The 26736-nt window shown below is 68.9% G+C and carries 24 protein-coding genes and 1 pseudogene; 22 read left to right on the forward strand and 3 right to left on the reverse strand.

What is annotated here, in order from left to right; translation table 11 throughout:
* Window positions 1-55: 55 nt before the first annotated feature.
* From KI385_RS02205 to KI385_RS02225, 4 genes are all read left to right on the forward strand, one after another.
* Complete coding sequence (locus KI385_RS02205) at window positions 56-601, forward strand: hypothetical protein (protein ID WP_238570545.1); 546 nt, start codon at window positions 56-58, stop codon at window positions 599-601.
* Window positions 602-762: 161 nt separating this feature from the next.
* Window positions 763-1374, forward strand: a complete 612-nt coding sequence (locus KI385_RS02210; protein ID WP_238570546.1) for a hypothetical protein — start codon at window positions 763-765, stop codon at window positions 1372-1374.
* A 587-nt stretch (window positions 1375-1961) separates the two neighbouring features.
* The gene (locus KI385_RS02220; protein ID WP_238570548.1) at window positions 1962-2468 is read left to right on the forward strand and encodes a hypothetical protein; all 507 of its coding nucleotides are present in this window, start codon (window positions 1962-1964) and stop codon (window positions 2466-2468) included.
* Between the two features lie 241 nt (window positions 2469-2709).
* Window positions 2710-3108 (forward strand): hypothetical protein, encoded by a 399-nt coding sequence (locus KI385_RS02225; protein WP_238570549.1) that lies wholly within the window; start codon window positions 2710-2712, stop codon window positions 3106-3108.
* 85 nt (window positions 3109-3193) lie between these two features.
* Here KI385_RS02225 and KI385_RS02230 read toward each other — a convergent pair whose 3' ends face one another.
* Entirely contained in the window at window positions 3194-5797 is a 2604-nt protein-coding gene (locus KI385_RS02230) for an ATP-binding protein (RefSeq protein ID WP_238577540.1), read from the reverse strand.
* 427 nt (window positions 5798-6224) lie between these two features.
* On the opposite strand from KI385_RS02230, the gene KI385_RS02235 reads away from it, so the two are divergent.
* From KI385_RS02235 to KI385_RS02265, 7 genes and pseudogenes are all read left to right on the forward strand, one after another.
* Window positions 6225-6752, forward strand: a complete 528-nt coding sequence (locus KI385_RS02235; protein WP_238570550.1) for a universal stress protein — start codon at window positions 6225-6227, stop codon at window positions 6750-6752.
* Between the two features lie 747 nt (window positions 6753-7499).
* Window positions 7500-7589 (forward strand): K(+)-transporting ATPase subunit F, encoded by a 90-nt coding sequence (gene kdpF, locus KI385_RS02240; protein WP_238570551.1) that lies wholly within the window; start codon window positions 7500-7502, stop codon window positions 7587-7589.
* Between the two features lie 9 nt (window positions 7590-7598).
* Window positions 7599-9263 carry a potassium-transporting ATPase subunit KdpA gene (gene kdpA, locus KI385_RS02245; RefSeq protein ID WP_238570552.1) on the forward strand — a complete coding sequence of 555 codons (1665 nt, stop codon included), beginning with the start codon at window positions 7599-7601 and terminating at the stop codon, window positions 9261-9263.
* Window positions 9260-11404: a potassium-transporting ATPase subunit KdpB gene (kdpB, locus tag KI385_RS02250; RefSeq protein ID WP_238570553.1), complete on the forward strand. Its 2145-nt coding sequence runs from the start codon at window positions 9260-9262 to the stop codon at window positions 11402-11404. Before kdpA ends, kdpB begins: the two co-directional genes overlap by 4 nt.
* Window positions 11405-11409: 5 nt before the next feature.
* Window positions 11410-12021 carry a potassium-transporting ATPase subunit KdpC gene (gene kdpC / locus KI385_RS02255; RefSeq protein ID WP_238570554.1) on the forward strand — a complete coding sequence of 204 codons (612 nt, stop codon included), beginning with the start codon at window positions 11410-11412 and terminating at the stop codon, window positions 12019-12021.
* A 69-nt stretch (window positions 12022-12090) separates the two neighbouring features.
* Window positions 12091-12767: pseudogene (locus KI385_RS02260) on the forward strand (response regulator).
* A 60-nt stretch (window positions 12768-12827) separates the two neighbouring features.
* Window positions 12828-15374 carry a sensor histidine kinase gene (locus KI385_RS02265; RefSeq protein WP_238570555.1) on the forward strand — a complete coding sequence of 849 codons (2547 nt, stop codon included), beginning with the start codon at window positions 12828-12830 and terminating at the stop codon, window positions 15372-15374.
* Between the two features lie 25 nt (window positions 15375-15399).
* On the opposite strand, the gene KI385_RS02270 is transcribed toward KI385_RS02265, so the two are convergent.
* Window positions 15400-17292, reverse strand: a complete 1893-nt coding sequence (locus tag KI385_RS02270; protein WP_238570556.1) for an NAD-binding protein — start codon at window positions 17290-17292, stop codon at window positions 15400-15402.
* A gap of 302 nt (window positions 17293-17594) precedes the next feature.
* Between KI385_RS02270 and KI385_RS02275 the strand changes: the two genes are divergently transcribed.
* The 3 genes from KI385_RS02275 to KI385_RS02285 all read left to right on the forward strand — a co-directional run bounded on the left by KI385_RS02275 (window position 17595) and on the right by KI385_RS02285 (window position 20306).
* Window positions 17595-18035, forward strand: coding sequence for a GntR family transcriptional regulator (locus tag KI385_RS02275; RefSeq protein WP_238570557.1), 441 nt, complete (start codon window positions 17595-17597; stop codon window positions 18033-18035).
* Window positions 18032-19132 carry a DUF1648 domain-containing protein gene (locus KI385_RS02280; RefSeq protein ID WP_238570558.1) on the forward strand — a complete coding sequence of 367 codons (1101 nt, stop codon included), beginning with the start codon at window positions 18032-18034 and terminating at the stop codon, window positions 19130-19132. The genes KI385_RS02275 and KI385_RS02280 overlap by 4 nt, the downstream gene beginning before the upstream one ends.
* A gap of 64 nt (window positions 19133-19196) precedes the next feature.
* Window positions 19197-20306: an alpha/beta hydrolase family protein gene (locus tag KI385_RS02285; RefSeq protein ID WP_238570559.1), complete on the forward strand. Its 1110-nt coding sequence runs from the start codon at window positions 19197-19199 to the stop codon at window positions 20304-20306.
* Window positions 20307-20560: 254 nt separating this feature from the next.
* Here the strand turns inward: KI385_RS02285 and KI385_RS02290 are convergent, their stop codons facing one another.
* On the reverse strand, window positions 20561-20827 hold the full coding sequence (locus tag KI385_RS02290; protein WP_238570560.1) for a hypothetical protein: 267 nt from the start codon (window positions 20825-20827) through the stop codon (window positions 20561-20563).
* On the opposite strand from KI385_RS02290, the gene KI385_RS02295 reads away from it, so the two are divergent.
* From KI385_RS02295 to KI385_RS02330, 8 genes are all read left to right on the forward strand, one after another.
* The gene (locus tag KI385_RS02295; protein WP_342593419.1) at window positions 20773-21756 is read left to right on the forward strand and encodes an ankyrin repeat domain-containing protein; all 984 of its coding nucleotides are present in this window, start codon (window positions 20773-20775) and stop codon (window positions 21754-21756) included. The genes KI385_RS02290 and KI385_RS02295 overlap by 55 nt on opposite strands.
* Before the next feature lie 12 nt (window positions 21757-21768).
* The gene (locus tag KI385_RS02300; protein WP_238570562.1) at window positions 21769-22077 is read left to right on the forward strand and encodes a muconolactone Delta-isomerase family protein; all 309 of its coding nucleotides are present in this window, start codon (window positions 21769-21771) and stop codon (window positions 22075-22077) included.
* Between the two features lie 32 nt (window positions 22078-22109).
* Window positions 22110-22802, forward strand: a complete 693-nt coding sequence (locus tag KI385_RS02305) for an EthD domain-containing protein (protein WP_238570563.1) — start codon at window positions 22110-22112, stop codon at window positions 22800-22802.
* Window positions 22799-23257, forward strand: a complete 459-nt coding sequence (locus tag KI385_RS02310; RefSeq protein WP_238570564.1) for a nuclear transport factor 2 family protein — start codon at window positions 22799-22801, stop codon at window positions 23255-23257. Before KI385_RS02305 ends, KI385_RS02310 begins: the two co-directional genes overlap by 4 nt.
* The gene (locus KI385_RS02315) at window positions 23254-23676 is read left to right on the forward strand and encodes a nuclear transport factor 2 family protein (RefSeq protein WP_238570565.1); all 423 of its coding nucleotides are present in this window, start codon (window positions 23254-23256) and stop codon (window positions 23674-23676) included. The genes KI385_RS02310 and KI385_RS02315 overlap by 4 nt, the downstream gene beginning before the upstream one ends.
* Window positions 23673-24578 carry an alpha/beta hydrolase gene (locus KI385_RS02320; RefSeq protein WP_238570566.1) on the forward strand — a complete coding sequence of 302 codons (906 nt, stop codon included), beginning with the start codon at window positions 23673-23675 and terminating at the stop codon, window positions 24576-24578. Before KI385_RS02315 ends, KI385_RS02320 begins: the two co-directional genes overlap by 4 nt.
* A 126-nt stretch (window positions 24579-24704) precedes the next feature.
* Complete coding sequence (locus tag KI385_RS02325; protein ID WP_238570567.1) at window positions 24705-24986, forward strand: UBP-type zinc finger domain-containing protein; 282 nt, start codon at window positions 24705-24707, stop codon at window positions 24984-24986.
* On the forward strand, window positions 24983-26734 hold the full coding sequence (locus KI385_RS02330; protein ID WP_238570568.1) for an NAD(P)/FAD-dependent oxidoreductase: 1752 nt from the start codon (window positions 24983-24985) through the stop codon (window positions 26732-26734). Before KI385_RS02325 ends, KI385_RS02330 begins: the two co-directional genes overlap by 4 nt.
* Window positions 26735-26736: the final 2 nt, after the last annotated feature.

Genomic DNA, 26736 nt, shown 5'->3' on the forward strand with positions numbered 1-26736 from the left:
CAAGGAGTCGTCAGGAGAGCCGACGCCCACGCGCATCCTGCCTAGTGTCGGCGGAATGGGACGGCGAACCGCTCCCGCCGCGGCGGCGCACGCCGGGCGGCCGGACACAGCCGTCGACCGCCACTGGCGTGCGGATGCCCGGCGCGCCGTGCACTACTCCTTGGCGTTCGTCGGTCTGCTCATGCTGCTCGACTGGGGCGCGGGCAGCCTCACGCTGCCCCGCACCGGACTCTGGGCCGTGCTCGGGATCGGCGTCCTCGCCATCTTTCTGCCGTCGCGCGTGACCGCAGGCGACGGGTGGCTGGCCGTACGGGGCTTCATGGGCGAGCGCCGGGTGCGTACCGACGCGCTGGTCGCGGTGCGGCAGTACGGCGGCATCGCCGCGCACCTCGTCCTACGGGACGCCCACGGACGGTGGCTGGAATTGGACCGCAGGGTCCTGGACGCCAATCCGCTCGTTTGGCACCTGCTCGACGCCGGAGTCCGCCGCTCTCTCGAACACGGCACGCTGCGCCACGGTACGCACGTGCTACAGGAGCTGGCGGACCGGATCGACGGGCAGGAGGCGCGCGCGGTCCTCAAAGCTTCCGGGCTGCTGTGAGCACTGTGGTGGGCGCCTGATCGGGGACATGCAAGTGCGACACACGGGGAGAAGATATGGGGCGGTACGCGAGAGCGGTGCGGCCGGGCGACGCACGGCAGCGACCACGTAAAGACACTGCCCCCGGGGCATGTACGGTCACCGCACCGCAGCCAGGTACGGTGACCGAAACCCACCCAGGCACGGAGGCCACAGCTGCCGGGACGTCGTCGCCGAGCCGCGCGTTCAATGCGATCGGTGCGCTCCTCGTACTCGGGATCATCTCGCTAGCGGGCTTGCTGCTGCGCATGCCGCTGAACGACTTCCGCTACGCGACCGCCTTGTCCGGGACGCCCGGGACGTTTTCCGCCACGCATTGCCACACCGTTCCAGCGGGTCGCGGCACGTCGCGCGCCTGTACGGGGACGTTCGTCGCAGCAGACGGCGGATTCACCGATCGCGCGGCGCACCTCACTGATGCACGGATCAAGCTCGGCAAGCCCATCAGCCTGCAACGCGAGTCGGATGGCAGCTACATCCGGCCGCTGGCAGCCGGTGCGGCGTTGGATCTGGCGGGTGCCTTCGCGATCGTGTGGGGAGCCGCTTTCCTGTTGGTGATGGTGTGCGTGGGGTGGTCGAGCAAGGTTTCCGTGAGCGGGGGTCTCCCGCTCCGGTTGAACCGGCGGCCGGGGGGAACGGTGCTGACCCTGCTCGGCTGGCTCTACATCGGGAGTGGGGCGGCGGCGGTGCTGTCGGCCGCCGCAGGCATCGTGATCGCCATTGCCGGCCGCTGACCGGCCGCGGCGCCATACCAGGAACCCAAGTGGGAAAGGTACCCAGGTTGCTACCCGAGCCCGAGGTCGTCTTCGCTCCCATCGGCCACGACCTGCGCGTCTGCGGACTGCGGTCGCGGACCTCGAAGACGCCGGACTCGGCGACGAATGATCCAAGGACCCGTAAGGCTCCCGATTACCGGCATACGACGGCCTCAGAACCGGTCCGGGAACTTGACGACGATCGCAAGGAGCCCGACCAGTGACGCCGCCACCAGCAGCCCGACAACGCGCTCCACGCTCACGACAGCACCGCCGGCATCTTGTCTCCGCACATCAGGGACCTCCTCGAATCTCTGCCCACCCCCGACCGACTCCACCGTGTCGGCCGACACGGTGGCGTACGAACATCGCGGCCGGTCCCTAACGGAATTCCAACGGCGGATGCACCCGACTGGACCGCGTCCGCGGCGCATGTATGCGGGCGCCTGTCTTGGTTCCCCGTGCGATGAGATGCGCCCAGGAGTCTCCGCACCGCCTCCGGAGGCAGGTTCGGCCACCGTTCCCGGTCGGAGAGACCAACTGCCGGCCGACGGGGGACGGGGATCATGAGCGAGCGTCTGGGGCCGCTGGAACGGCTCGACGACCGATGGGTCATCGGTGATCCTCAACGCCAGGGCGGGGCGTATCTGGAATTCGGTGCCGAGGGAGCCCACCACCGAGTGACAGCGTCGAAGGGCCAGTTCGTGCCGTGGTCCAGGTTCATGACGTTGAGACTGCTGGTCACGACCGGACGCTGGTCCAGCTCCAAGACCTTCGGCGTGCTGACCGCCCTCCGCCCTGGAGTGGTCCCTGCCTCCGGCTCCGGTCTGAGGGCGACACTGCGGCACCCGTACGAGGACTGGACAGCCCCGTTCAGCCATCACGACCGGTGCTACACCTGGAGCGAGGTTCTGCTGGCGGGCGAATTGCTCCGCCAGACAGTCGAGGCCGGTGCGGCGCAGCGGCTCGGCGATCCACGCTGGTTGGAGGACGCGGTCGGACAGCTGTCCCCGCTACGGGCTCGGACATACCGCGCCGCTCGTGCAGCGGTGGCGCAGCTCCGAAAGGCCTGAGCAAGCCGGGAGCCGCGGGCCGCCGTGACAGCACGGTCGGGCTCCCCTCCGCCCCGTCTGGAACACATCAAGAACACCGGCCGCCACCACTGAAAACAAGCCAGGCAGGGGAAGCCGGAGGAGTCAGGGTCCGTACAGGCCCTGCGCGCGGCCCCTACACGGCTGCGCGCGGCCTGGTGCGTGGCTCGTTCACGAGGCGATTCGACGCGAAGCGATGCAGGGAACAACGGGGAGGGACAACATGACAGTCCACGACGTGCACACGGCGCACACGGCGCACACGCCCCGAATATCCACCACCTCGGATGGCTCCCCGCTGGAACTCCCGCCCTCAGAACCCCTGCATCGAGCGATATTCGCCGCGCGACGCACCCTGCGCGACGCCGCCGTGGCCCCCACCGACCTCGACGCGATCATCTACGTCGTCCAGCGACGACAGGTCCCGCTCCGCTGGCAGTCTGCCCGAGTGGCGTACGCCCTCGGCGCACGGGAAGACGTCGCCGCCTTCGATGTCCCCGGAGCACGGGCCGCCCGGAGCATGGCCACGGCGCTGAGCACACCCGACGAGCCGGTGCGCCAGGTGCTCGTCATCGATGCCGAGGGAGCGGGCCAGCCATCCGCGTCGCTCATCTCGAACTGACGCCGTGGGCCGGAACTTGTCCGTCCGGCTCGCGCCTGATGTCTCACGCCTTATGCCTCACGCCTTATGTCGCATGTCTCATCCCTCATGTACGGCCTTCCTGCCCGGCGGAAATCGCGACCGGGGCCGGTGCGGCCGGCAGCGAGACAACCATCGTCAGGCCGCCTCCGGGGGTGTCCTCGGGCCTGAGTGTGCCGCCCATCGCCTCCGTGAGACCGCGGGAGAGGGCGAGGCCGAGCCCGAGGCCGGTGGTGTTGTCGGTGTCGCCGAGTCGCTGGAAGGGCTCGAACGCGCGCTCCCAGTCAGCGAGTTGGATGCCGGGACCACGATCGATGACCCGCAGTTCCACGTGCCCGGCCAGCGCGCTGGCGCCGATCGTCACCGGGTGCCCGGCGGGCGAATGGCGTACCGCGTTGGCCACCAGATTGGCGATGACGCGTTCCAGCAGCGGTGGGTCCGCGAGCACATCGGGGGCGGTCTCCAGCCCCTGGGTCACCACCTGTACGAGCACTTGCGGAGGTGAGTCGGGCAGCGTGTCCAGCGCTGTAGGGAGCACCTCGGTCAGCGCGATGGGCTCCAGGCGCAGGGTCAGCGCACCCGCCTGCAGTCTGCTCATGTCGAGGAGGTTGTCGACCAGGCGGCTGAGCTTGGCCAGGGATTCCTCGGCGGTGGCAAGGAGTTCCTCGCGATCCTCGGGCGAGAAGTCGACATCGCGGCTGCGCAGCGAGCTGACCGCGGCCCAGCTGCCGGCCAGGGGCGTACGCAGGTCGTGTCCGACCGCAGCGAGGAGTGCGGTACGCATCCGGTTGGCCGCCTTGACCGACTCGACCTCGGCCGCGGCGTCGGCGAGCCGGGCGCGCTCCACGGCTGCGGTCAGATGCGCGGCGAAGGCCGTGAGCACACGGTGTTCGGAGGCGGGCAGGCGGCGCCCGCTGAGCACCAGCACGCTGTCGTCCCCTATCGCGACCTTGGTTTCATGGTCCGGGGCCGGGTCGCTTGCGGCACCGGGCGCCGGCTCCCCCGCTCGGGGCCGCAGCTCGATGCCGTCCATGCCGAAGGTCTCGCGGGTGCGTTCCAGGAGTGCGGGTACGGCCCGGTCCCCTCGCAGGATGTCGCCCGCCAACGAAGTCAGGGTCTCGGCCTCCGCGGTCGCCCGCGCGGCCCGCCGGCTCAGGCGCAGTGAACGGTCGACGATCGCGGCAACGGTGACGGCGACAATCGTGAAGGCGGCCTGGGCGACGACGATATTGGCCTCGGCGAAGGTGAAGTGGCCGATGGGCGGGATGAAGTAGTAGTTCAGCAGCAGCGAGGTCGTCACCGAGGCGAGCAGCGCGGAGACCACGCCACCGATGCAGGCCACACCCAGCACCGTCAGCAGGAAGAGCAGCGCCTCGCTGGTGAGGTTGAGTGCGAGCGGGCCGGAGATGCCACGCAGCACCAGCGTCAGCAGTACGGGCAGTACGAGACCGGCCACCGGGCCGGCCACCCGGCGCGGGCGCGGCAGACCGCTACCGAGGACCGTCCGTCTTCTTCCCTGACCGGCGTGTTCGTGGGTGACCGTGTGGACATCGATGTCACCGGAGAGCTCGACGACCGTCTCGCCCACGCCGCGGGGCGTCAGCACGCGCAGCAACCTGCCGCGGCGGCTGGCTCCGACGACCAGTTGGGTGGCGTTCTGGGCCCGGGCGAAGTCCAGCAGAGCGGCGGGCACATCGTCACCGACCACCGAGTGGTAACTGCCCCCGAGACTCTCCAGGAGCTGCCGCTGCTCGGCCAGCGCGGCGGGCGAGGAGCCGGCAAGTCCGTCGCTGCGGGTGATGTGGACGGCCAGCAGGTCACCGCCGGAGACGGGGGTGCCCCGAACGGAGTGGAGAGTTCGGGGGAGGTCCACGATCCGGGCCGCGCGGCGGATCAGGGTCGCGCCCTCCGGGCCGCCGCTGAGCGCGACCACCACGCGTTCGCGGGTCTCCCAGACCCGGCCGATGTGGTGCTCGTCCCGGTACTTCCGCAGCGCTTCGTCCACCCGACCCGCCACCCACAGCAGCGCCAGCTCCCGCAGCGCGGTGAGGTTCCCGAGCCGGAAGTAGTGCGACAGTGCCGCGTCGACCTTCTCGGGCGGGTAGATGTTGCCGTGCGCCATACGGCGCCGCAGCCCCTCGGCCGGCAGGTCGACCAGCTCGATCTGGTCGGCGCGGCGGACGAATTCGTCGGGCACGGTCTCGTGCTGCGGCACACCGGTGATTTTCTCGACCACATCGCTGAGAGAGTCCAGGTGCTGGATGTTGAGCGTGGCGACCACGTCGATCCCGGCGCCGAGCAGCTCTTCGATGTCCTGCCAGCGTTTGGTGTGACGGCCGCCCGGGGCGTTGGTGTGGGCGAGTTCGTCGATGAGCACCACCTGCGGACGGAGCTCCAGCACCAGATCGAGGTCGAGCTCGGAGAAGTCCGTACCGCGATGCCTGCGCGTCACTCGCGGCAGTACGTCGAGCCCTTCGAGCATCGCCTCGGTGGATGCACGACCGTGACACTCCGCGAAGGCCACCAGCACGTTCGTGCCGCGCGCTGCCCGGCGCCGGCCCTCGTCCAGCATCCGGAAGGTCTTGCCCACCCCGGGCGCGGCCCCGAGAAAGACCTTGAGCCTGCCGGGACGCAAGCCCGGCCCATCGGTCGCATCGCTGCCCCGCGCCATCACGTACTCCTCCACGTACCCCTCTTCGGAAAACACGTACTTCTCTTCGGGAATGCTGCACGTCGGGCGGCACCGCGAAGGGCGTCTTACGGCATGGCAGTCGTGACACCGGACGGCGTGCGAGGTTCTCCGGAGCATCGTCACTTCACGTCGGCAAATACCGCGATTGCGTTCGAAGACGTTGACGCAACTCTGACCCGTCCGCCGTCATCGGGGCGAGCCCCATCCCCGTCGCTGCGCGGAACCCCGCCGATGAGAGGGCTCGTCCACTTGCCCGCTGTCGTCATGGAGCCGTCAGGGTCTCTCGTCCCCGCGTAAGGGGAACGCCAACAAGTCGCGATCGCCCCACCAGCGGCATTTCGATGAACCGAGACAGAAACGCGAAACGCGAGACAAAAACGCGACACAGGACAAGGAGCGTGGCCCTATGGGCGGACCCGGCGATCGACGCGTCGTGGCCGGCGTGAGTGGTTCGCTGGGGAGCCTGACGGCTCTGCACCGGGCCGCCGCCGAGGCTCGCGCCGCCGGCATCGAGTTGCGGGCCGTACTGGCCTGGGAGCCGCCCGGTGGCGACATCGCCCATCGCGGCGGGTCCTGCCCTGCGCCCATGGCCGCTTGGCGCCAGATGGCGTGTGAGCGCCTGCTGAGCACGCTGGACGCCGCCTTCGGCAGCGCCGGTCCCGGGGTATCACTGGAGCCCCTGGTCGTCCTCGGCAAACCGGGCAAGGTCCTGCTGGAGGCCGCCGACCGGACCGACGATCTCCTGGTGATCGGAGCCGGAGCGCGCGGCAAGCTGCGCCGGGCGGTGTGGCCCTCCGTCGCCCGATACTGCGTCGCACGCGCCTGCTGCCCAGTGCTGACCGTGCCACCCTCTCCCCTGCACCACGCACTCGATGCCGTACACCGCCGCAACGTCTGGAAACGCCCGCTCGACACACGGGAGTTGGCGGACTGACCATCCCGGGTTCGATGCGCGGAGGTGCTGCGTCACCTCCGTCGTCCCTCATGTGCTCGTCCTCTTCCGTACGAGCATGTCGCATACGAATCTGACGCTGATCTTCGTGGTGGCGGTGGCGGCGGTCTCCGCCACCGGCAACCGCTGCGCCGCGGCGGTTCTTTGCGGCCCCCGTGGTCCGTCGGCTGGTTCGACCTCTTCCTCACCAAGCCCTATCAGCGGTTCGCCATTGCCGACACCGATGACATCCAGACAGCGTCCCTGCTGCTGACCGTCAGCCTCATCTGTCGCAGCTCGCCGCCCCCGCGCCTGGCGGCTCCGGGTGATCGCCGTGCCGAACGCGGATCATCTGGAGCACCTGCACGACACCACGTGCCTCGCGCATGGCGGGTCACCGCAGACGGTAGTGGAGCAGGTCCGGCAGCAAGTTCATCGACGTCTTCGAGCCGGCAGGGTGCCGCTTCGACTGCGGCACCCTGCTCGGGCATCCGCCGTGGCTTGAGTCGGTTCCGATCCCGTGCCTCCGCAGGTTGCCTCATAGGCGTTAGAGATTCGTCAATGTTGCACTAACGGCCGTAAGGGCCCCGTCAACGAGGGGCGAAAACCAGCCACCGGCGCGATTCCCTCTCCTGGTCCGTTCCACCGAGCCTCTTCCCAGGAGTTCACGATGGCCGATGTGGCCTTCGTCGTCGCCACGATCGCGGTATTCGCACTGGTGGCCCTTGCCGCCAAAGGGGTGGCAAAGCTGTGACCGCCGAAAACCTCATCGGCCTGATCGTGGCCGTCGCCCTGCTGGGCCACCTCGTCCTCGCCCTTGTGTTCCCGGAGAGGTTCTGAGCCGCAGATATGAGCCCCGTTCTTGCTGATGCACTCCAGGTCACCGCGCTCATCGGCGCGCTCGCCCTGGTGCACCGCCCGCTCGGCGACTACATGGCCGCCGTCTACTCCTCCAAGAAGCACCTGCGCGCAGAGAAGTGGATCTACCGCAGCGTCGGCGCCAACCCCGACGCCGAGATGCGCTGGCCCGCCTACCTGCGCGGCGTTCTCATATTCTCCGCGGTCGGCGTGCTCTTCCTGTACGTGATGCAGCGCGTACAGGACAAGCTGCCGCTGTCGCTCGGCTTCAAGCCGATCACCCCGGACCAGGCCTTCAACACGGCCACGTCCTTCATTTCCAACACCAACTGGCAGTCGTACTCGGGTGAGGTGGCCATGAGCCATGTCACCCAGACCGCCGGTCTGGCCGTGCAGAACTTCGTCTCCGCCGCCGTGGGGATGGCCGTCGCGGTGGCTCTGGTGCGTGGCTTCGCCCGGTCCCGCACCGGTGACCTGGGCAACTTCTGGTCCGACCTGGTGCGCGGCACCGTCCGCATCCTGATCCCGCTCTCCGTGATCGCGGCGATCATTCTCGTGGCGTGCGGTGCGATCCAGAACTTCGGCGACATCCACCACATCACCACCCTCGCCGGCGACAAGCAGGCCATCAGCCCGGGCGCGGTGGCATCCCAGGAGGCCATCAAGGACCTGGGCACGAATGGTGGCGGTTTCTTCAACGCCAACTCTGCCCACCCCTTCGAGAACCCCAACGGCTTCACGAACCTTCTGGAGATCTTCCTTCTCCTGGTGATCCCGTTCTCGCTGCCGCGGACCTTCGGCAAGATGGTGGGTTCGATCAAGCAGGGTTACGCGATCGTCGCCGCGATGGGCGTCATCTGGTTCGGCGCCGTCCTCGCCGTGACGTGGCTGGAGTACGCCCACCCGGGCACCGCCTCGCAGCTGGCGGGCGGCGCGATGGAGGGCAAGGAGCAGCGCTTCGGCGAGGGCGCCTCGTCGCTGTTCTCCGTCTCCACGACCATGACCTCCACCGGCTCGATCAACTCCTTCCACGACTCGTTCAGCGGCCTGTCCGGCGGCGTACTGCTGCTGGGCATGATGCTCGGCGAGATCACGCCCGGTGGTACCGGCTCCGGTCTCTACGGCATGCTGATCATGGCGATCATCGCGGTGTTCATCGCCGGCCTGATGGTCGGCCGTACGCCCGAGTACCTGGGCAAGAAGATCGGCGCTCGTGAGATCAAGCTCGCGGCCTGCTACATCCTGATCACCCCGGCGCTGGTGCTGATCGGCACGGCTGTCGCCATGGCTCTGCCGGACGGCAAGGAAGCCATGACCAACATCGGGGCGCACGGTTTCTCCGAGGTGCTGTACGCCTACACGTCGGCCTCGAACAACAACGGTTCGGCCTTCGCGGGCTTCGGTGCCAACACGCCGTTCTTCAACACCACGCTCGGTCTGTGCATGGTGCTCGGCCGGTTCCTGCCGATGGTCTTCGTGCTTGCCCTGGCAGGCTCGCTCGCCGAGCAGAAGCCGGTCCCGGAGACCGCGGGCACCCTGCGTACCGAGAAGCCGCTCTTCGCCGGGCTGCTGGTCGGCACGATCCTGATCATCACCGGTCTGACCTACTTCCCGGCAATCGCCCTGGGCCCGCTCGCCGAGGGGCTGACGTCATGACCACCGAGACAATGAAGCACGAGGACGACATGGCTGCCAGCTCGACGGGTTCTCCGACCCGGGCGCCGCACACCGATGTGCCCACCGGGCACAAGGACGACGGGCGGGTGGGCGCGGGTCTGTTCGACCCGAAGCAGCTGGTGAAGTCGCTGCCCGACGCCCTGCGCAAGCTCGCCCCGCGGGTGATGGTCAAGTCCCCGGTGATGTTCGTGGTCCTGGTCGGCTCGGTGGTCACCACCGTTCTGGCGCTCAAGGACCCGGGCAGCTGGTTCGGCTGGGTCATCGCGGCCTGGCTGTGGCTGACCGTCGTCTTCGCCAACCTGGCGGAGGCGGTCGCGGAAGGCCGCGGCAAGGCGCAGGCCGACACCCTGCGCAAGGCCAAGACCGACACGGTCGCGCGCCGACTCAACGGCGAGGCGGAGGAGCAGGTCCCGGGCACCGAGCTGCGCATCGGCGACCTGGTGGTCTGCGAGGCCGGCGACATCATCCCCGGTGACGGCGATGTCGTCGAAGGCGTCGCGTCGGTCGACGAGTCGGCCATCACGGGTGAATCGGCTCCGGTGATCCGGGAGTCCGGCGGTGACCGCTGCGCGGTGACCGGCGGCACGAAGGTGCTCTCGGACCGCATCGTCATCAAGATCACGACGAAGCCCGGTGAGACCTTCATCGACCGGATGATCAACCTCGTCGAGGGCGCCGCACGGCAGAAGACCCCCAACGAGATCGCGCTGAACATCCTGCTCGCGTCGCTCACCATCGTCTTCCTGCTGGCGGTCGTCACGCTGAAGCCGTTCGCCCTCTACGCGGGCGCGGACAAGCAGACGTCGTTGATCGTGCTGACCGCGCTGCTGGTCTGCCTGATCCCGACGACTATCGGCGCCCTTCTGTCGGCCATCGGCATCGCCGGCATGGACCGGCTCGTCCAGCGCAACGTCCTCGCCATGTCAGGGCGGGCCGTCGAGGCGGCCGGAGACGTTTCGACGCTGCTGCTGGACAAGACCGGCACGATCACCCTCGGAAACCGTCAGGCCTCCGAGTTCGTTCCGGTACGCGGCACGACAGAGGCGGAGGTCGCGGACGCCGCGCAGCTGTCGTCGCTGGCCGACGAGACGCCCGAGGGCCGTTCGATCGTCGTGCTCGCCAAGGAGAAGTACGGGCTGCGCGAGCGCCACCAGGGCGAGCTGACCGGCGCCGAGTGGGTGCCCTTCACCGCCCAGACCCGGATGTCGGGTGTGGACGTGGACGGGCGCAAGGTCCGCAAGGGCGCATCCGGTTCGGTCATCGCCTGGGTCCAGGAGCACGGCGGCGAGGTCGCCGAGGACGCCCAGCAGCTGACCGACGCCATCTCGCAGGCCGGCGGCACCCCGCTGCTGGTCGCCATCGAGGACGACAAGGGCGCCCGAGTCCTGGGTGTCATCCACCTGAAGGACGTCGTCAAGGAAGGCATGCGGGAGCGGTTCGACGAGCTGCGTCGGATGGGCATCAAGACCGTCATGATCACGGGTGACAACCCGCTGACGGCCAAGGCCATCGCCGACGAGGCGGGCGTGGACGACTTCCTCGCGGAGGCCACGCCCGAGGACAAGATGGCGCTCATCAAGCGCGAGCAGGCCGGCGGCAAGCTGGTCGCGATGACCGGCGACGGCACGAACGACGCACCGGCGCTGGCCCAGGCGGACGTCGGCGTGGCGATGAACACGGGTACGTCGGCCGCCAAGGAGGCCGGCAACATGGTCGACCTCGACTCCAACCCGACCAAGCTCATCGAGATCGTCGAGATCGGCAAGCAGCTCCTGATCACACGCGGTGCGCTGACCACCTTCTCGATCGCCAACGACGTCGCGAAGTACTTCGCGATCATCCCGGCGATGTTCTCGATCGCCTATCCCGGCCTGGACAAGCTCAACATCATGGGCCTGGCCTCGCCCGAGTCCGCGATCCTGTCCGCCGTCATCTTCAACGCGCTGATCATCATCGCGCTGGTACCGCTGGCCCTGAAGGGCGTGCAGTACCGGCCGATGAGCGCCGACAAGATGCTCCGCCGCAACCTCGGCATCTACGGCCTGGGCGGACTGATCGCCCCGTTCATCGGCATCAAGATCATCGACCTGCTCATCACCCTCATTCCCGGAATCGGCTGATCGCCATGAACAACTCCGTAGCAAGCACCCTCCGCCTTGCGTGGGCGTCGCTGCGCATCCTGCTGGTCCTGACGGTCGTCTGCGGCGTCATCTACCCGCTGGCCGTCACCGGCATCGCGCAGGGCCTCTTCCATGACAAGGCCAACGGTTCCGAGGTGAAGGTCGACGGCAAGGTCGTCGGCTCCGAGCTCATCGGCCAGAGCTGGAACATCAAGGGGACGGACAAGCCCGATCCCAAGTGGTTCCAGGGCCGCCCGTCCAACAGCAACTACGACCCGATGGCCACCGGCTCCAGCCAGCTCGGTGCCAGCGACCCCACGCTGGTCAAGAACGTGAAGGCGGCGAAGAAGCAGGTCGCCGAGTTCAACGGCGTGCCGCAGTCCGAGGTCCCCAAGGACGCGGTCACCGGTTCGTCCTCCGCCATCGACCCCGGTATCTCCCCCGAGTACGCCGAGATCCAGGTCAAGCGGGTGGCCAAGGCCAACAAGGTGGGCATCGCGCAGGTCGAGAAGCTGGTGAAGGCCAACACCGCGGACCGGACCGCCGGCTTCCTCGGCGAACCCTCGGTGAACGTCCTCAAGCTGAACATCGCGCTCAAGGAACTCGCCCAGAAGTGATCGTGCCGCGGGCGGCCGTCGGAAGCCGGCCGCCCTGCGGCGCCACGTGCGTACAGAAAGGTGACACCGATGACCCGGGTGCTGGTGGTCGAGGACGAACCACCGCTCGTTCGGGCTCTGGAGATCAATCTGAAGGCGCGCGGCTACGACGTGGACCCGACGGGGCACATGCGCTGCGCCGCGCCGCCGCACGCCCGCCGGATGTCGTCCTGCTGGACCTCGGTCTGCCGGACATGGACGGCAACGATGTGATCAAGGAGTTGCGGGGCTGGAGCCGGGCGTCCATCTTGGTGGTCTCCGCTCGCCGGACCTCCCAGGAGAAGGTCACCGCACTCGACGCGGGTGCCGACGACTACATCACCAAGCCGTTCGACATGGATGAGCTGCTGGCGAGGCTGCGCGCCGCGGCTCGCCGGGCCGAGGCCGGGAAGCCGGCCGTCGGCACCGCGGTCATCGAGACCGAGGGCTTCACCATCGACCTCCTCGCCAAGAAGGCCCGGCGCGAAGGGCGCGACATCCGACTCGCCCCGACCGAGTGGCACCTGGTGGAGGTGCTCGTACGCAACAGCGGCCGGCTCGTCTCCCAGCAGCAGCTGCTCCAAGAGGTATGGGGTCCGTCCCACAGCACCCAGACAAACTATCTTCGCGTCTACATGGCTCAGCTGAGGCGCAAACTGGAAGCGGATCCGGCACATCCGCGGCACTTCTTCACCGCGCTCGGCATGGGATACCGCTTCGACCCCTGACCATGATGGCCTCAACCCTCAACCGAAGAATCACCGGCACGACACAGAGAGCGGGACCACGTGGCACGCGGCAAGCTGCGAATATATGTCGGCGCGGCACCCGGCGTCGGCAAGACGTACGCGATGCTGTCCGAGGCACATCGGCGCGTGGAGCGCGGTACGGACTGCGCGGTCGCCTTCGTCGAGCATCACGACCGGCCGCGTACCGAGGTGATGCTGCACGGCCTGGAACAGGTCCCCCGCAAGGAGCTGGCGTACCGCGACACGGTCTTCACAGAGATGGACATCGACGCGGTCCTGGCACGCCGGCCGGCCGTGGCCCTGGTCGACGAGCTCGCACACACCAACGTCCCCGGATCGCGCAACGAGAAGCGCTGGCAGGACATCGAAGAGCTGCTGGAAGCCGGGATCCATGTGATCTCCACGGTGAACATCCAGCACCTGGAGTCGCTCAGTGACATCGTCGAGTCGATCACCGGCATCCGGCAGAAGGAGACCGTCCCCGACGAGGTGGTACGCCGCGCCGACCAGATCGAGCTCGTCGACATGTCACCCACGGCGCTACGCCGCCGGATGGCACACGGCAACATCTACAAGTCCCACAAGGTCGACGCGGCCCTGTCGAACTACTTCCGGCCCGGCAACCTCACCGCGCTGCGCGAGCTGGCGCTGCTGTGGGTGGCCGACCGGGTCGACGAGTACCTGCAGGAGTACCGGAGTGAACACCGGGTCTCGAAGATCTGGGGCTCGCGGGAGCGCATCGTCGTCGGCCTGACGGGCGGCAGCGAGGGCCGTACGCTGATCCGGCGCGCCGCCCGGCTCGCGGAGAAGGGCGCCGGCGGCGAAGTACTGGCCGTCTACATCGCCCGCAGCGACGGACTGGCCGCCGGCTCCCCCAAGGAACTCGCCGTCCAGCGCACCCTCATCGAGGACCTGGGCGGCACCTTCCACCACGTCATGGGCGAGGACATCCCCTCCGCCCTGCTCGAATTCGCCCGCGGTGTGAACGCCACCCAGATCGTGGTGGGATCCTCCCGGCGCAAGGCATGGCAGTACATCTTCGGCCCCGGTGTCGGCGCGACCGTCGCCCGCGATTCGGGACCCGACCTCGATGTCCACATCGTCACGCACGAGGAGGTCGCCAAGGGCCGCGGACTGCCTGTCGCCCGCGGCGCACGGCTCGGACGGTCCCGGATCATCTGGGGCTGGCTGGTCGGATCGGCGGGCCCGGCCCTGCTGACCTTGCTGCTGTTGTACGTCGAGGCGAGCCTCGGCCTCGCCAACGACATGCTGCTGTTCCTGATGCTCACGGTGGCGGCGGCGCTGCTCGGCGGGTTCCTGCCGGCGCTTGCGTCGGCCCTGGTCGGCTCTCTCCTGCTGAACTGGTTCTTCACGCCACCGGTGCACCGCCTCACCATCGCGGACCCCAAGAACATCCTCGCTCTGGTCATCTTCGTGATGGTGGCGATCTCGGTCGCGTCCGTCGTCGATCTCGCGGCCCGGCGTACTCATCAGGCGGCCCGGCTGCGTGCCGAGTCCGAGATCCTCTCCTTTCTGGCGGGCAGCGTGCTGCGCGGCGAGACCACACTGGATGCCCTCCTGGAGCGGGTGCGCGAGACGTTTGCGATGGAGGCCGTAGCGCTTCTGGAGCGGGAGAGCGAGACGGCGCCCTGGACCTGTTCGGGCAGTGTGGGCGACGTCAGTCCGCTGTCACGCCCCGAGGACGCGGACGTCGACATGCCCGTCGGCGATCACATGGCCCTCGCGCTGACAGGCCGCGTGCTGCCCGCCGAGGACCGGCGCGTGCTCGCGGCCTTCGCCGCGCAGGCCGCCGTCGTCCTCGACCGCCAGCGTCTCCAGTCCCAGGCCGAGCAAGCCCGGAAGCTGGCCGAGGGCAACCGCATCCGCACCGCCCTGCTCGCCGCTGTAAGCCACGACCTGCGCACACCACTGGCAGGCATCAAGGCCTCCGTCACCTCCCTGCGCTCCGACGACATCGAATGGTCCGACGAGGACCAGGCCGAACTGCTCGCGGGCATCGAAGAGGGCGCCGACCGCCTCGACCACCTCGTCGGCAACCTCCTCGACATGTCCCGCCTCCAGACCGGCACCGTCACGCCCTTGATCCGCGAAATCGACCTCGACGAGGTCGTGCCGATGGCGCTCGGCGGCGTACCCGAGGACAGCGTCATCCTCGACATCCCCGAAGAGCTGCCGATGGTCGCCGTCGACCCGGGCTTGCTGGAGCGGTCGGTCGCCAACCTCGTCGAGAACGCGGTGAAGTACAGCCCCGAAGGCGAGCCCGTACTCGTATCCGCCAGCGCACTCGGCGACCGCGTCGAACTACGCGTCGCCGACCGCGGCCCCGGAGTCCCCGACGACGCCAAGGACCGTATTTTCGAGCCCTTCCAACGCTACGGTGACGCGCCGCGCGGCGCGGGTGTCGGCCTTGGCCTGGCAGTCGCCCGCGGCTTCGCGGAGGCCATTGGCGGCACCCTCACCGCCGAGGACACGCCCGGCGGCGGTATGACGATGGTCCTCACCGTCCCCACCGCCGCCGGACACCAGCTGGCCAAGCCCGACCTTCCGGCCGCGGTCACTTCGTAATCGACCCGGGCATCCCCGGGCACGCTCACGTACGCGGGTCCGCCCGATGCGGCTGCACACCGGTCATCAGGAAGTCCAGGCCGCGGCGGGTGGACGCCACCACGACCCGGTCACCAGCGCGCAGGACCCTGCCGTGAGAGGGCCGCCAGTCGAAGCCCGGCCGGTCGAGACGGAGGCCGCCTAGCGTGTCGCCCGAGGCAGAGGAAGGGGGCGCGGCCGCGGAGCCGATCGCCAGCACCCGCCATTCGTTCTCGCGGAAGGCCTGGTGGAGGGAGCGGCCCTCCAGCTCCGGGTGGCCGGCGACGTCCACGGTGGTGAAGAGGAGGGAGCCGCGTTCCACCGGCATGACGCCCAGGACATGACGGCCCATCATGGCGGCGGCGAAGGACGGTGCGGCGAGCGCCGAGACGCTGCGGCTGCGGGTGGTGGCGTCGGGGTAGGAGGCGCGCATCGTACGGGAGACGGTGGCGGCGAAGTCATCGTCGTAGAGCCGCATCACCACCCGCACCTGGGGGTTGCTCTCGCGGGCGGCCATCGCGATGTCGAGGTTCTCGCCGTCGTCGCGGGTGAGAACCAGCAGCGACTTGCTCTGCCGGATGCGCGCCCGGTCGAGGACACCGGGGGTGCCGGCGTCCTCCAGGAGCAGCGGCACACCGAGTTCACGGGCGAGAGCGACACCGCGGGCGTGCGGATCACGCTCTACGACGACCATCTGGTGTGCGGTGGTGCGCAGTTGGGCCAGGACGCGGGTGCCGATCTTGCCGAGGCCGACCAGCACGATGTGATCGGTGAGGTCCTCGCCCGGAGGGTGTCCGACCGATGCCGTACGGAACGCCTCGGTGGCTTTCATCGTGGCGGCCACCACAAGCGGCAGTACGGCCAGCCCCACGAATCCGGCGATCAGCTGCAGCACCCGTCGGGCCGGGGACTCGTCGGTCGCCGGGTCGCCCATGGTGAAGATGTCCAGCAGCGGCAGATAGAGCGACTTCCAGAGCGGTTCGGACTCGAACAGGGCAGTAGCCCCTGCCAGCACCAGCACCACCGCCGCCAGCACCCCGAAGACCGCCAGCACCTCGCGGGAGAGGAACACCTTCCACGGCAGATGCGCCAGCCGGTCCCGCAGCCAGGCCCCGTAACCGCGCCGGTCGCGCGGCGGCGCCTCGGGCGGGTGGTGATGGGTCACCTCCTCCAGCATCAGCCGGCCGTGGGTGAACTGCCGGTGGTAGGCGGTGAAGGTGTCGGGCAGCAGCTGGGTGCCCTCCTCACCCGGCGTCTCGGGGCTGTCCTCGCTCGCCGGGTCGTCCTGATGGGCGCCGGACAGTACGGCCAGCGTGGCCAAGTCGGCCGACCGGAGAGGGGTGCGTGCAGGGCGTACGACACCGCGGAAGACCTGGCCCTCGACCTGGAGGGTGTGTCCCTGACCGACCGCCGCGGCGGACACCAGCTCCGGGACCGCGGTGTCGGTGTCGGACAGCACCGTGGTGGACATGTCCAGCGACGCGTCATCGGTCCGGCCGATTGCCAACACGGCCCGGTCCAGCAGTCGTTCGAGATGGCTGCCGCGCTCTCGGTTGTACATGCGGATGACCAGGCGGATGGTCGGGTTGAGAGTGCGGGCGAGCAGGGCTGCGGTCACGTTGACCTGGTCGTCGCGGTAGGTCAGGGCGAGCGCGGCCGCCCGCTCCACCCCGGCGGCGCGCAGTGTCTGTTCGTCCGGGTGGGCGGCCACCAGCAGCTCCACCGGTGACTGCGGATCACGGTGCAGGGCGGCGATCTCCGGCGCATGGCCGTCGCGCCCCGAGGGCAGTACAACGGTGACCGCCTCACCGCAGACAGCATCCAGCGTCACCGCCAGACGGTGCGCGAGTCCGTCGTTTCCGCAGATCACCATGTGCTGCGAGCGCTGTCCGAATGGCATACGCAGATGGAGAGTTGACGTCACGTCGTCAAGATTGCCGGGGTGGGGCGCGCGGTTCCGGTGCGCACAACAGTTCGGCATCAAGATTGCGTATGACCCAATGGCACCGATCGTGTCACTCCGCGAGAGAGCCTCCTCCAACCCGTCGAAACGCATCGAAATCGTCGAGGTCGGGAGGCAACTCCTCATCACCCAAGGCGCGTTGAACCGAAGCCTTGTCGGGTCCTTAACGCTCCCCACCATGCCGTGGGTCGCTGTACTGTTCTATAAAAGCTATAACAGAACGACAGTGGGAGTCCGACGTGATCCTCAGCCTCGACCTGGACAGCGAGGTGCCGATCTACCAGCAGATCCGGAACCGGATCGTTGAGGCCATCGCGTCCGGCGAATTGGTCAAAGGCAGTTCGCTGCCCTCGACCCGGCAGCTCGCCGTCGATCTGGGCATCAATTTCCACACCGTGAACAAGGCGTATGACCTGCTGCGGCGGGAGGGCCTCCTGCGGATCAACCGCAAGAGCGGCGCCCTGGTGCAGCGTGACGCCCGCACCGGCCCGCCGGAACCCGGTTTCACCGACGAGTGGGAGAAACGGCTGCGGACGCTGCTCGCCGAAGCGGTCGCCCACGGCGTCGGCGATCCAGCGGTTCTGGACAGCTGCGGATCCGTCCTGACCTCGTTCACGTCATCCGCACGTACCGCAGGCGGCGCCGACCACGGCGCAGAGCAAGGAGATTCGGCGTCATGAACAGCGGAGCACTACTGGTCAACGCGGCCATACCACTGGTGGTGTTGGCAGTGGCGTGGCTGACCCCCTCGCTGACGAGTCCGACGCTGCCCTTCGGAGTGCGCATACCCGCCGCGCGGGCGGACGCTCCGGTGATCGCAGAGCAACGCAAGCGCTATCGATGGCTGGTGGGCACGGCCGGCGGAGCGCTGGTCGCTCTGAACGTCGGACTGTCGGCCACGCCCCATCCGGTCTGGCCCGGCGTGACGGCGGCACTGATCCTCGCCGTGTGCCTGGCCGCCTTCAACCGGGCCCGGGTGGCGGTCGCGGCGGCCAAGCGGGAGGAGGACTGGTACCGCGGCCTTCGCCAGGGCGTGGTGACCGACACCTCGCTCCGCACCGATCCGGAACCCTTTCCGTGGCTCTGGTCAATCCCGGCACTGCTGATCGTGGCAGGCACGATGGTGACCTCCATCGTCCTGTACCCGTCGGTACCCGACCGTCTCGCGGTGCACTTCAACGCTTCCGGCATCCCCGACCGTTTCGCCACCAAGTCGGTCGGCAGCGTGTTCTTCCCGGTCTTCGTACAAGCCGGGGTGACCGCGACGATCCTGGTACTGGCCTGGTTCTCGTTCCGCACCCGGCCGGAACTCGACCCGGCGCGACCGGCCGACTCCGCGCGCAGGCACCGCCGTTTCTCGGTGCGCGCCGTGATCTCCCTGCTGGTGCTGGCCGCCTGCGTCGACCTGTCGATGCTCGCCGGGGCCTGGCCGATCTGGCATGCCGACCAGAAGCTGTCGCCGGTACTCGTGATGCTGCCGATCCTGGTCGGTCTCGCCGTCGTCGTCGGCGTGGCGGTCCGTACCGGGCAAGGGGGCAGCCGACTGCCCGCCGGGGGCGACGGGGCACCGGAGGAGAACACCGGTGTGGTCCGGCGCGACGACGACCGGCACTGGCGCGGCGCGGGATCGCTCTACGTCAACCGCGCCGATCCCGCGCTGCTCGTAGAGAAACGGTCCGGTTTCGGCTGGACCCTCAACTTCGGCAATCCACGCGCGCTGCTGCTGTTCGCGCTCATCGTGGGCCTGCCGCTCGCCCTGCCGCTGATCGTCCGCTGACGTCTGGCGGAGTCACACAGGGGACCACCACCTTTCCTGAATCCTCAACCTGTTGGGAGAACACATGCGTGGGAGCACTACCACCTGGCGGCGCTGCACACTGGCCGTACTCATGGCCACGGTCGCCATCGCCACGACCGGGCCGGTGTTAGGGACGGCTGAAGCCGCCACATCAACCCGCTCCACACCGCTCATCCCCGCCGGCGATCGCCAAGTGCGGTTCACTGCCGACGGCACCACCACGTACGGCACCGTGCACATCCCCGCCCATCGCGCGGGCCAACGGCTCCCCGCCGCCCTGCTGATCCCCGGCAGCGGCCTGACCGACCGCAACGGCGACCAGCCGCCCGCGACCACCCCGCACACCCTCGCCCTGTTCGCGAGCACCCTCGGCGACGACGGCGTGATGAGCCTGCGCTTCGACAAGTACGGCACCGGCCGTACCGGATGGGGCCGGTACAAGAACTCCGACCACATCGACATGGCCGCGTACACCAGGCAGGCCGTGGCCGCGTACAACGCCCTGCGCGCCCAGCCCGAGGCCGACCCGAACGAGCTGCTCATCGTCGGGCACAGCGAGGGAGGCCTCCAGGCCCTGCTCGTAGGCCGCGCCGTACGGACGAAGCCCGCCGGGCTCGCGCTCATCGCCCCGCAGGACACACGACTCCTGGACGCGATCGACTATCAACTCGCAGGCACCTTGGACCGCCTCGTCGCAGCGGGTGAACTCAGCCCCAAGCAGGCGCAGTTCAACAAGACAGGCGTATCCCGGGCCATCGCGGACTTCCGCGCCGAGCGCCAGGTGGACACCTCAGGACTGTTGCCGTTCATCGCCTCCTTGCTGAACGGATTGTTCGGTCCGTACAACGCCACGTTCGTCCGCAGCGACGACGCCATCTATCCGCCGGACATCGCCCGGCGCGTCGCCCACGGCACCCGCACCCTGGTCACCTGTGGCACCGCGGACATCAACGTGCCGTGCCGGACCACGCCGCCACTGCTCACCGCCTTGGCCGCGGCCCGCACCACCGGTCCCGGGCTACGGATCCTGCCCGGCCTCGACCACTTCCTTCACCCCGCGGGCGCCCCGGTCAACGACCAGATGATCGCCCCGGCCGCGCAGAGCGCCCTGCACGACTTCGTCCGCCCCTGGCAGCACCTCACCGCGAGCTGAGCACCTCGCGTACGGCCGCGACGAGGCCGACGGGGTCCGCTCTGGTGGACCGTGCGCCCGGCGGAAAGTTGACCGCGCCGTGTGTTCGGGCGCCGAGCCGCCACTTCCTTGGCGTGCTCGGCGTCAGCGTGTCGCTGAGACCCGTTCGATGTGCGCCGCAGCCCCCGAACCCGACGTCGTGCTGCAGGCCGGGCGCCGGTATGTGCTGGGTTCTGCATCACATCAGGATGTCGTCGAGGCCCGGTCACTCCGAGTCACTCCGAGGTGACGTCCTCGATGACAGTCTCGGCGAACCGCCATCGCCCCGCGTTGCCGAACGCCTCGGCCCGTAGTCCCTCTTCCCGTGCGATACGGGCGGCGCGGGCGTGGGAGATGCTGTCGAAGGCATCGGGGTCCACGATGACGTAGCCCCGCTCTTCGCGGTCGCCGGTGCGCAGCAGATCGCGCAGGGCCACCTCCTGGGCCCGTGCTTCGACGGTGGCGTAGCCCAGTTCGGGCGGCAGATGGGCGATGCGCGCCATCCGCCTCCGGTGGGGACGCAGTGACCGTACGGCTTCTCCTGAGGTCCGGGGCCGACCTGTACACCGCGGACTCCCGCGGCGGCGGGACGGCCCTGCACAAGGCCGTCCAGGGAGGCGATCCCGAGACCGTCCGGGTACTGCTGGAGGCGGGCGCCTTTGTGGACGCCGTTGCGCCCACGACGGGACACACCCCGCTCATGGACGCCCTTTGGTACAAGTGGCCGGAGGTCGTGGCCGTGCTCCTGGACCATCAGGCCGGGCTGAACCTGTCGACGCACTACGGCTTCTCCATGCGCGAACACTTTGCGTACGAGCTGAACGTCAACACCCGCGGCAAGGACAAGCTGCTCGCTGCGGAAAGCCTGTTGACGGACCGCACGCAGCGCGACACCGACGCAGCACAAGCGCAGCAGCTGATGGGCGCGGTGGTCGCCGGCGATCTCGATGCGGTACGGAAGCAACTCGCCGACGGCGCCGAGGTCGACGCTCGCTTCCCGGTGGTCAACGGCTTCAACGACGGCCACACCCCACTGCTGGTGGCCTGCCGCGACGGCCACGAGGAGATCGCCCGCGAGCTGCTCGCCGCCGGCGCCGACGTCAATGCCACCGAACCGACCTTCGGCGCCGTACCGCTGCACAAAGCCGTCTACAACGGCCGCGCCGGGATCACCGCCCTGCTGGTCGACGCGCCCGGCATCGACCTGGACTTCCAGGGCATCACCAACGGCTACACCCCGCTGCACGACGCTCTCTGGCACGGCTACGAGGAATGCGCCCGGGTCCTGATCGACGCCGGCGCACGACGGGACCTCGTCGGCCACGACGGCAAGACGCCGGCCGACATCGCCCGCGAAAGCCTCGGCTCCGCACACCCCCTCACCCACACCCTGGCCACCGCCGGCAAGGCCGCTGCCGTTCCCACCACCTGACAAGGAGCCACCGTGCTGTTCTACGTACAGATGAAGTGGAACCACGAGGGTCGCCTCTCCCTGGACGAACTCTGGGAGGTCGAAGCCCAGGAGACCGTCCACGCCAAGGAAACGATCGACTCCGGCATGGTCGTCGGCATCTGGAAGGTCGCCGCCCAGAAGCGGGTCATCGCGGTCGTGAACTGCGAGGACGCCGAGGAGCTCGACCGCACCGCACTGGGCCGGCTGCCCATGCGCGAGTACCTGGAGTTCGAGGTGGTCTGGCCGCTGCGCGACTACCTGGGCTTCGCCGAGGACGTCAACGCCCACTACCGGGTCTGACAGTTCAACCCTCATCCCTCAAGGAGACCTACGTGATCCACCAGATCATCCTGGCCCACCCCAAGCCCGGCATGTCAGAAGAGGAGTTCCAGCGCTACTGGGTCGAGCAGCACGCGGTCCGGTACGCGGTCAAGATCCCGCAGATCAAGCGGTACTGCGTCGACACCCGCATCCCCCGGCCCGGCGACGAGGACGACCCGCTGTGGAGCGGGGTGGCCGAGATCTGGCTGGAGAACGAGCAGGAGCAGCTCGCCTCCCTGCAGAGCCCGGAGTTCCTCGAGGGCGCGCGCCTGGACGAGCCCCGCTGGGCGGCCTTCTGGCGCACCGTGGTGCTGGACACCGATGCCCACGTCATCGTGCCCGGCGACGACGCCGACGACGCCCTGACCAAGGTGCTCATCCTCGTCAAGCGCCGCGAAGGGTTGCCGCTCAGCGGATTCCGGGAGCGCAGCCTGACCCGGCAGGCCCGGCTGGCGGAGAAGATCCCGGGCCTGCGCAAGTACACCCAGAACCACACCCGTGACGCCTTCTACGGCGTGGGCGAGGCCGTACTGGACGCCGCCTACCAGCTCTGGTTCGACGACGTACCGGCCTTCGAGGCCGCCCGGGAGACCCCCGAGTACCGAGACATGCTCGCCGACCTCACCCTCTTCACCGAACCGCGCTACGTCCACACACTCCTCCTCAAGGAGAACTGGATCACCAGTCGCGAGGGAGCCCGATGAGCGAGGCGGATCTCCAGGACCGCCTCGACATCACCAAGGTGTGCACCCGGATGTGCTGGCACACCGACAAACGCGAGTGGGAGCTGCTCCGCTCCGCCGTCTTCGCGGAGAAGGTGCAGGTCGACTACACGAGCCTGAACGGCGGCGAGCCGGCCGAAATGGCCGCCGACGAACTGATTGACGCCTGGCGGACCCACCTCTCCGGCCTCGCCTCGACCCAGCATCTGCTCACCAACCACCTGGTGCGTGCGTCGGGCGACACCGCGGTCGCCACGTCGGACTTCCAGGCCACCCACCTGCAGCCCAACGCGCTCGGCGGTCCCCTGTGGACGCTCGGCGGGCACTACCGGTTCACGCTGCGCCGCACCCCGGCGGGATGGCGGATCGACGGGCTGACGATGTCCGCCGACTGGGCCACCGGCAACCGGCAGATCATGGAAGGAACCACGCGATGACCCGCACCACACGCGAGACCGCCACCGGCTGGTTCTCCGCGCTCACCAGCGGCGATGCCGACCGGGCGCTGGGATATCTGGCCGACGACATCGAGTGGGTCAACTACACGCCGGTGCCCGGCTACAACGACCGTATGCCGTGGATCGGCACGTATCACGGTCCGGCGGCGGTGCTCGACAGCCTGAAGGTCTTCCTGGACGTGGTGGACGTGGGCACCGAAGAACTCGTCGAGCTCATCGTCGAAGGCGACCAGGCCATCGGCATCCTCTACGAAAAGTCCGTGGTCAAGAAGACGGGCCAGGCCTTCGAGATCGAGTTCATCCAGAGGCTCACGGTGCGCGACGGCAAGATCGTGCGCTGGAAGTCGTACACCGATCCGTCCCAGATTCTGCGGGCGATCGACGGGAGGGCGGCATGACACACACCGTACGCACGGAGCGGGTCACCTTCGACAGCGACGGCGAGACCCTCGTCGGAACCCTGTACCGGCCCGACCGGCCCGAGGGCCAGAGCCTTGGGCCCGCGATCGTCGTCACCGGTTCCTGGACGACCGTCAAGGAACAGATGCCGGCGGTCTACGCACAACGGATGGCCGAGGCGGGCTTCCTCTCGCTGGCCTTCGACTTCACGGGCTTCGGCGAGTCGGGCGGCCGGCCCCGCCAACTGGAGTCTCCGGCCCGCAAGACCGACGACATCCACAACGCCATCACCTTCCTCGCCCGGCACGCACTCGTCGACCCCGGCCGCATCGGCGCGCTGGGGGTGTGCGCGAGCAGCGGATACACCGCCATGAACGCCGCAGAAGATCCGCGGGTCCGCAGTCTGGCGCTGATCGCCCCTTGGCTGCACGACGCCGACCTCGTACGCGACATCTACGGAGGCACCGATGAGGTGCAGAAGAAGATGGACCTCGGCCTCGATGCGCTCGCCCGGTTCGAGAACGGAGAGGCCCCGCAGTACGTGCCGGCCGTCAGCACCACCGACCCCCAGGCGGCGATGTTCGGTCCCTTCGACTACTACCTGGACGAGAAGCGCGGGGCCCTGCCCTCCTGGGACAACCGGTTCGCCGTGATGTCCTGGCCGCAGTGGCTGACGTTCGACCCGCACCCGGCTGCCTCCCGCATCAAGGCGCCGACACTGCTCGTGCACAGCCGCGACGGGGCGATTCCCCAAGGGGCGGAGAAGTTCTACGACGCCCTCGACGGCCCGAAGCGGCTCGTCTGGACGAGCGGCACCCAGTTCGACTTCTACGACCAGGACGCCAAGGTCACCGAGGCCGCGGACATCGCCGCCCGGCACTTCACGGAAACCCTGGCCTAGCGCGTAGCGCGCCAGATCGATCGTTCGGCGGGGCACAGCGGTGTGCGACAGAACACCGCTGTGCCCCGGCCCTTGCCTTCGCCCCACCTTGCTTCGCCCTGTCCCGCTGCCCTGACGGAGACACCCATGCCCACCTGCTCACACCTCGACCAGATCACCACCATGGCCGCCCCGTCGTCCGACGGCTGCCAGGAATGCCTGCAGTCCGGCGACGGATGGGTCCACCTGCGCCGCTGCCTCACCTGCGGCCACATCGGCTGCTGCGACTCCTCCAGGAACCGGCACGCGAGCCGCCACTACGAGTCCACCCGTCATCCTGTCGTCGTCTCCGCCCAACCGGACGAGAACTGGGGCTGGTGCTTCCCGGACCAGCTCTTCCTGGAGTTCACCGAAGAGGCGTCCCGGTGACCGCGCCCCCGTCCGCGGCCCCAGCCAACGAGGCAGGCAAACCGGTCATCCTCGCGGTGGACGACGACCCCCAGGTGCTCCGCGCCGTACGCCGCGACCTGCGCAGCGTCTACGCCGACCGCTACCGGATCCTCGGCGCCTCCTCCGCCGGCGAAGCGCTGAAGGTCCTGGACACCCTGGACGAACGGGGCCACGATCCGGCACTCTTCCTCGTCGACCAGCGGATGCCCGACATGACCGGCGTCGACTTCCTCCTGGAAGCCGTGAGCAGATTCCCCGACGCCCGCCGGGTTCTCCTCACCGCCTACGCCGAAACCGACGCCGCCATCACCGCCATCAACAAAGTGCGCCTCGACTACTACCTCATGAAGCCCTGGGACCCGCCCACCGAACGGCTCTTCCCCGTCCTCGACGACCTGCTCTCCGACTGGCTCGCCGCCTACCGCCCCGCGTATCAGGGCATCCGCGTCGCCGGCCATGTCGTGTCGGCCCGCACCCACGCCGTACGCGACTTCCTCACCCGCAACGGCCAGCCCTTCCTCTTCCTGAACGTGGCGACCGACCCGGAAGCGCAACGGCTCATCGACCAACACTCCACCCCGAACCCCGATTTGCCCCTCGTCGTCTTCCCCGAAGGCACCGTCCTCTCGGCACCCGGAACCACCCAACTCGCCGATCAGCTCGGCCTCTCCACCACCGCCTCCCGCCCGCACTACGACACCGTCATCGTCGGCGCAGGCCCGGCCGGACTTGCCGCGGGGGTCTACGCGGCCTCCGAGGGCCTCTCCACCCTCCTCCTCGACGCCGACTCCCCCGGCGGTCAAGCCGGAACCTCCAGCCTCATCGAGAACTACCTGGGGTTTCCGGCCGGTCTGTCGGGCGGCGACCTGACCCGACGCGCGGTGAGCCAAGCGGCCCGGTTCGGCGCCGAGTTGCTCCACCCCGTAGAGGTCGTGGGACTGCGCCGGGCCGACCCCGCCCGCATCCTCACCCTCGCCGACGGCTCCGAAATCAGCGCCGAGACCGTGCTGCTCGCCACCGGAGTGTCGTACAACCGCCTGGACGTCCCCGGCGCGGACCGTTTCGAGGGCGAGGGCCTGTACTACGGGGCCGCAACGACCGAAAGCAGCTCCTGCATCTCCCACCACGTCTTCATCGTCGGCGGCGCGAACTCGGCCGGCCAGGCCGCGATCCACTTCGCCAAGTACGCGGCCAAGGTCACCGTCCTCGTGCGCGCCGACTCACTGGAAGCCGGGATGTCCCAGTACCTCGTCGACGAGATACGCCGGACCCCCAACATCGAGGTGCGCCTGAGCACCCGGCTCCTCGCCCTCCATGGCGACCGTCACCTGGAACGCATCACACTCCGGAACGACCGGACAAGCAGCGAAACCGAGGAAGCGGCACGATTCATCTTCACCTTCATCGGAGCGCGGCCGCGGACCGGCTGGCTGGACGGTGTCGTGGAGTGCGACGAACGCGGGTTCATCCTGACCGGCCCCGACCTCATGCACTCGGGCAAGCCGTCGTCCTCGTCGTCCTCCTGGCCGTTGGAGCGCGACCCCCTTCTGCTGGAGACCAGCGTGCCCGGGGTGTTCGCGGCCGGCGACGTACGCGCCCAGTCGATCAAGCGGGTGGCCTCCGGCGTGGGCGAGGGCGCGATGGCCGTTGCGCTCGTGCACCGCTACCGGGCGGCGGGCGGCGGCCGACCGGAGCGGCGCCCCACCAGGGTGGCTGGGCAACCGTGACG

The sequence above is a fragment of the Streptomyces inhibens genome (assembly GCF_022221585.1).
Taxonomy (GTDB): Bacteria; Actinomycetota; Actinomycetes; order Streptomycetales; family Streptomycetaceae; genus Streptomyces; species Streptomyces inhibens.

Coding starts and splice junctions, on each gene's coding strand:
- KI385_RS02315 (WP_238570565.1), top strand. CDS start 23,254: ATGACCCGCACCACACGCGAGACCGCCACCGGCTGGTTCTCCGCGCTC.
- KI385_RS02225 (WP_238570549.1), top strand. CDS start 2,710: ATGACAGTCCACGACGTGCACACGGCGCACACGGCGCACACGCCCCGA.
- KI385_RS02325 (WP_238570567.1), top strand. CDS start 24,705: ATGCCCACCTGCTCACACCTCGACCAGATCACCACCATGGCCGCCCCG.
- KI385_RS02235 (WP_238570550.1), top strand. CDS start 6,225: ATGGGCGGACCCGGCGATCGACGCGTCGTGGCCGGCGTGAGTGGTTCG.
- KI385_RS02285 (WP_238570559.1), top strand. CDS start 19,197: ATGCGTGGGAGCACTACCACCTGGCGGCGCTGCACACTGGCCGTACTC.
- kdpB (WP_238570553.1), top strand. CDS start 9,260: ATGACCACCGAGACAATGAAGCACGAGGACGACATGGCTGCCAGCTCG.
- kdpA (WP_238570552.1), top strand. CDS start 7,599: ATGAGCCCCGTTCTTGCTGATGCACTCCAGGTCACCGCGCTCATCGGC.
- KI385_RS02310 (WP_238570564.1), top strand. CDS start 22,799: ATGAGCGAGGCGGATCTCCAGGACCGCCTCGACATCACCAAGGTGTGC.
- kdpC (WP_238570554.1), top strand. CDS start 11,410: ATGAACAACTCCGTAGCAAGCACCCTCCGCCTTGCGTGGGCGTCGCTG.
- KI385_RS02290 (WP_238570560.1), bottom strand. CDS start 20,827: ATGGCGCGCATCGCCCATCTGCCGCCCGAACTGGGCTACGCCACCGTC.
- KI385_RS02270 (WP_238570556.1), bottom strand. CDS start 17,292: ATGCCATTCGGACAGCGCTCGCAGCACATGGTGATCTGCGGAAACGAC.
- KI385_RS02205 (WP_238570545.1), top strand. CDS start 56: ATGGGACGGCGAACCGCTCCCGCCGCGGCGGCGCACGCCGGGCGGCCG.
- KI385_RS02280 (WP_238570558.1), top strand. CDS start 18,032: ATGAACAGCGGAGCACTACTGGTCAACGCGGCCATACCACTGGTGGTG.
- KI385_RS02230 (WP_238577540.1), bottom strand. CDS start 5,797: ATGGCGCGGGGCAGCGATGCGACCGATGGGCCGGGCTTGCGTCCCGGC.
- KI385_RS02220 (WP_238570548.1), top strand. CDS start 1,962: ATGAGCGAGCGTCTGGGGCCGCTGGAACGGCTCGACGACCGATGGGTC.
- KI385_RS02320 (WP_238570566.1), top strand. CDS start 23,673: ATGACACACACCGTACGCACGGAGCGGGTCACCTTCGACAGCGACGGC.